General features: G+C 44.1%; 3 protein-coding genes and 1 pseudogene. 1 reads left to right on the top strand and 3 read right to left on the bottom strand.

The window, feature by feature from the left end; translation table 11 throughout:
* Window positions 1-216 (top strand): annotated as a pseudogene (locus BBG47_RS27030) (SRPBCC domain-containing protein); the annotation flags it as partial.
* A gap of 155 nt (window positions 217-371) precedes the next feature.
* Here BBG47_RS27030 and BBG47_RS27025 read toward each other — a convergent pair.
* The 3 genes from BBG47_RS27025 to BBG47_RS27015 form a co-directional block, all read right to left on the bottom strand.
* A complete protein-coding gene (locus tag BBG47_RS27025; RefSeq protein ID WP_065294323.1) occupies window positions 372-2,783 on the bottom strand; it encodes a penicillin acylase family protein in 2,412 nt (803 codons plus the stop codon).
* A gap of 455 nt (window positions 2,784-3,238) precedes the next feature.
* Entirely contained in the window at window positions 3,239-3,799 is a 561-nt protein-coding gene (locus BBG47_RS27020) for a hypothetical protein (protein ID WP_065294322.1), read from the bottom strand.
* A 190-nt stretch (window positions 3,800-3,989) separates the two neighbouring features.
* Window positions 3,990-4,523 (bottom strand): SF0329 family protein, encoded by a 534-nt coding sequence (locus BBG47_RS27015; RefSeq protein ID WP_065294321.1) that lies wholly within the window; start codon window positions 4,521-4,523, stop codon window positions 3,990-3,992.
* Window positions 4,524-5,075 lie beyond the last annotated feature (552 nt).

Here is a 5,075-nt window from a genome sequence, read left to right as displayed (position 1 = left end):
GAAATCGGGCCAGAACGGATCGTGCTGCGGTATCTATATGACCCCCATTTTCAACTCACGGCAACCTTCAAGGATCTTGGCGGCACAACCAGATTAACTATGCGCCAGCTTTTCGAAGATGAAGCCGTATTCAACGCCATCAAGGAAATCGCATCTTTACACACCAAGGAAAATCTTGACCGGCTCGAAGCGCATTTGCAGAAGATGTCCATCTGAGAGCTAGGTACCTTTTCCGATAGACTCCTGCCGGCCGCAAGGCCGGTTTTTCCATGTATTCTTGTAAGCGTCGCACGACCCAGCCTTACATAGCTCTATCTTGGACTGGGTCGTGTGTTGTCTGGAGAATCTATCGCGTTTTTCTTCTCATTTTCTCATTCCGGCACTAATTTCAGTTCATTTCCTGCCTTTCGGTATTCATTCGGTTCGATACTCGTGATGTGGTATTGTCCGGTAGTCCAATCATCTACTTGGTCATGGTACCACTTGCTCAGTACATGTCCGGATTGGCCGGGTCCCACCACATTCCACGAGTGAGTCGGATCGGACATATCAATGACCGTTCGCCACGGTGCCCCATGGGTGACTTCGCCGCTCTCTGCATCCCAACCTGCAGCCCCGACGGTGACACGGCCGCCGCCCATCGGGACAGACTTGGCGTTAAAAATCAGATCGAGCGGCTTCACAGCGCCAAGAGGATGGGCAAAATCCACCTGATGGAATTTGCCCCATTGCCATTTGTCCGGATGTTTACCCTGCAGCGAAACGGCCTGATCCACAGCCAGCTGGAATGCCTGCAGCGCCACCTTCTCGATTCCGCCTTTTTCGTCGATCCATGGCTCCCGCTCGCCTTGAAGCGCCCTGCGGAGCATTTCATCCTTAACAACCGATTTATTGTTAAACAGCTCCATCAAATCAGCGTTGATTTCGGATTTGAATAGCACATTATCAAAACCCTGCATCCACAGCTCAAAGCCAAGCGGTGCAGCCTGATCCGGATCATTCACTTTATTCCATCCTTGTAAAAGCGAAAGCACGTCGCGATCGATTTGCCGCAAATCCGGCGAGTCTTTGATCTTGGCAATCAACTCATCAACAAACTCTTCTGCCTGAAGGTTATGGCGGTCAAATTGAAGTTTTTTCATATCCTCTACGGTTAGCTTATCCTTGGCAGACAGCACCTGTTGGATACGCGCTTCACGATATGGCTGGGACCAGACGTCCGTTAGATGATACGGATAGCTGTCGCCAATCACTTTATTGTTCGCCGTAGCGATAAACCCTTCCTTTGGATTCACGGTTGTGGGCAGTTCATCCCACGGGATATATCCCGTCCACTCATATTCATCCGTCCAGCCTGGTACCGGAACCGAACCGTCGCCTTTTTTGCGGATCGGAATCAGGCCGTTCCCACGGTAGGCAATCGTGCCATCCGTAGAAGCAAAAACAAAATTTTGAGCAGGTGCTTCAAAATGTGTCAACGCCTGCTTGAAATCCTCCCAGTTCTGCGCTTTCGCGAACATCTGAACCGCTTCGAGCTCGGTTGTTGCATCTAAGGCGGTCCATTTCATCGCAAGCGCCGTTTCCTGCCGCTGATCATGCGCGAATTCAGAGATAATCGGCCCATGCCGGGTCACGACAACTTCATAGGGCACTGGAGCCTCGCCTTTTACCTTAATTTCCTCTTGATAAACCTTGGCATCCTCCCAGTTGCCCATATATTCGAATTGATGCGGATTGTCCGGGTTTCTTTTTTCAATATAGAGATCCTGTACGTCCGGACTTAGATTCGTCACCCCCCAGGCTATCGTGTCGTTATGCCCGAGAATGATCCCTGGAACGCCCGCAAAAATCACTCCGCTCACCTTCAGCTCCGGTGCCGAGAGATGCGTCTCATACCAGATGGACGGCGTACTTAGGCCCAGATGCGGGTCATTGGCCAGCATTGGCTTGCCGGATGCCGATTTCTCTCCCGATACGACCCAATTATTGCTGCCGTTAAATGGATCCCGCGGAACAGCGGTAGCTGCCAGTGCTGTCAGATCGATCGGTTGGTCTTTTAACGCTTGAATGATCATTGCCCCATCCTTCGGATAGGTTGGCATAAGCGACTGAAATTTCTCGGTGGACAGCTTCTGCGCCATTGCGTACCTAAAAGCCTGACCCTCCCAGTTGCCTGCCAGATCATAGGACATGTATTTGCCGATCGTCAAGGAGTCCACAGGCTGCCATTCCCCGGGTTCATACCCCAGAATCGCAAATTCGACCGGTAGTGAACTGGCGGCTTTGGCATGTTTGATGTAATTGTTGACGCCATCCGCATACCATTGCAGCACCTGTCTGGACTCTTTTGAGTAAGCTCCAAGAGAAACCTCCGCCGCCCGCCGCAAACTAAACGCACGGAAAAATTTATCGCGGTCGATAGCCTTAGCCCCCACCACTTCACTAAGCTGTCCGGAAGCCTGCCTTCGGCTCATATCCATCTGGAACATGCGATCCTGCGCCGTTACATAGCCTTGAGCCATGTAGAGATCATGTTCGTTTTGCGCCTCGATATGCGGAACGCCGGAAGCATCCCTCCATACCGTCACTTCCTTTTCTAGTCCAGAAATGTTGAGTTTCCCCTGAACGACAGGCAGGCTTTTATTCACGAACCAATATACGTATCCCCCAGCGCAGGCAAGCAAAAGAACGAATACCAAAACAATGATTCCGGTAATGCGCGGCCAGCGTTTCTTCTTGTGACGTCTGACGCTCGGAACGGTTACAGCGGCCAAAAGCTTCATGCAAAGCCACCTCCAGTCTTTTGGATGTATTTTGTGAAATTATTCAATATAATTAGTTAAGCGCTTACAAAAAAACTGAGTATCTATTTATAATTGTATTAATCAATACTTTGTTCAATGTTCATTATTATGGATAACATGAAAAGCCGTAAATCATCGGATAACCCGCTGACTTACGGCCTGGCTGTTGAAATTTCTAATGTACAATCCCGAGAGAGCCTTAAGGGAGCCCCACGCGACCGATGGTGGATCTAGCTTCGGAGCAAACAGACAACCCTAGATCTTATCGATTTAAGTTGATTTCTTCGATTTATTCTCTTTTAAAATCAATAATCAATATGTGATCTTGTAATGCATTGTCTCCGCAACTTATTGTCGCTCCCTAATCCACTATGCTTCTATCCTCCTAGGACTTGACTGTGATTAGCTGGTTTATTTGATACCCATGCCTACTTCTAGAAACTTCCTACTGTTCGTTTGATTATTTCGAGAATTGCTTTTTTAGAAAAATAAATACTATAACATAGTAAAATAATTACAACAATGGGTGATGTCATTATAGTAAATAGTAATAGCGGCGAAGATAACACTTCATTCAATAAATAGTATAAATCGTCATAATACTTGACTTCAAAAACTGGTATTTCTCCGTATCCAATACCTTTATATTCGTCTGTTACTCCATTGAACTTCCCATATACTGTGAGATCTCCAATTTCTGCAGGATCATCAGCATTTTTATAAGGTGTTTCTCCTTTCAATTCAATGTCATATGTATCTATTTCAGGGTATATCTTTTTTAGGGTTTCTATTGATTTAGTATCATCCAAATAATACATTGGTCCAGTCGTGACTTGTAACTCTACATGTATTTTTTCCACATTTGGATTAAATCTATAGTAAGCAAAATCAAAAGCCTTATTATTTGTCACTGTAATCACTAAGCACAGAACTGTATAAAATAATAGAAACGCCATGGAGATATTTTTGAGAGTTATTATATTTTTTCGCTGCATTGACTTTGCCCTCGCTCTTAATGAATTGCATGAATTTCAGTTAACGTTGCTATATCTACGAACCCGAAAAGCTTAAAGAAGTGTGCGACTGGGTCCAACGGACTTAGCAGCCTCGCAGGGTTGTCTGCTGAGTTCCACGAAATGCCTCTTGCAGACCAAGGGCCGCACGGCTCGGTGCTTAGATACGTTGTTAGACGAAGTTCCCCTCATCATCAATTAAACCTTCAACTTTAAGTCTTATATTCCTAAATTTATTCACTATTATGTTACTATCTGCTTCAGTACTTCTTAGTCTTCTCTTACCTAATCTCTTATCAAACCAAGATATAGCTTTAATTATAGTATTTTGTGATTTCATGGCTTCATCAATCGATAGATGTAAGTATTCTTCGATTGCTTTATAAAATTCAAATTGATTATGCATACCTTGTATCTCCATTTCTTTATCCGCGATATTATACGCTTCATAATACGCTTTCTCCTGGTCTGGATCTCTCCAATCTAGAGAATTAGTTTTTTCTCGTATCCTATTTGCTGTCGTATTAAATTTATATCTCAACTTAACAGTACAAAAATCATGAATGATTTCATTATCAAAAGTGACCCACGATCTTCCAACCCCATCGTGAGATCTCCTATATCTTGTACTATTGAATTTGACTCGATCTTTAAGAGATTCGCATAGTTTTGATTCAAGTTGTTCTTTCATCTTGCTCCATTGCAAGTACTTCACCTCGATTTCAAGGAAATTTCGTCTAGCGTTCTTGTATTCATGAACTCGAGAGCCTTAATCCCTGACGGGGCGGTTCGCAGGGTTCTTTCATCAATTTAAATCACTTAAATATCCTTAATTTGGAATTTCATTGGTTGTATATAAATTATCCATAATTTATCTTCTAACAATTAGTTATTCCACATAAATCTCTAAAAATATTTTTTGTAAAATTAAGTCCCAAAGTAATAAACGATATCAAGATAACTAGAAGTAATATTAGAAACACTATAAACGCTCTCTTTACTTTTCTTCTTTGTCTATTTAATTTATAGTCTTCACTTTCTTTCCATCTATCATATTTCATTAAATCAGAAGACCTCCCAAGAATCTAAATGACCTTGTTGAATGTCACATAACGTTGTTGTATTCACGAACCCGTGAGGCTTAAGGTGAGTACGCGTCGGGTGGCTTCGCCACTTATCCCTGCAGGATTGTCCGCTGATGACACTCGAAAATCCTCGGGAAGAACAAGGAGCGACAGCGACGCAGCGTTAAAAACGC

The sequence above is a fragment of the Paenibacillus sp. KS1 genome (assembly GCF_001680695.1).
GTDB lineage: Bacteria > Bacillota > Bacilli > Paenibacillales > Paenibacillaceae > Paenibacillus_B > Paenibacillus_B suaedae.
The sequence above is the reverse complement of the archived record's forward strand: the minus strand, read 5'-3'. Positions and strand labels throughout refer to the sequence as shown.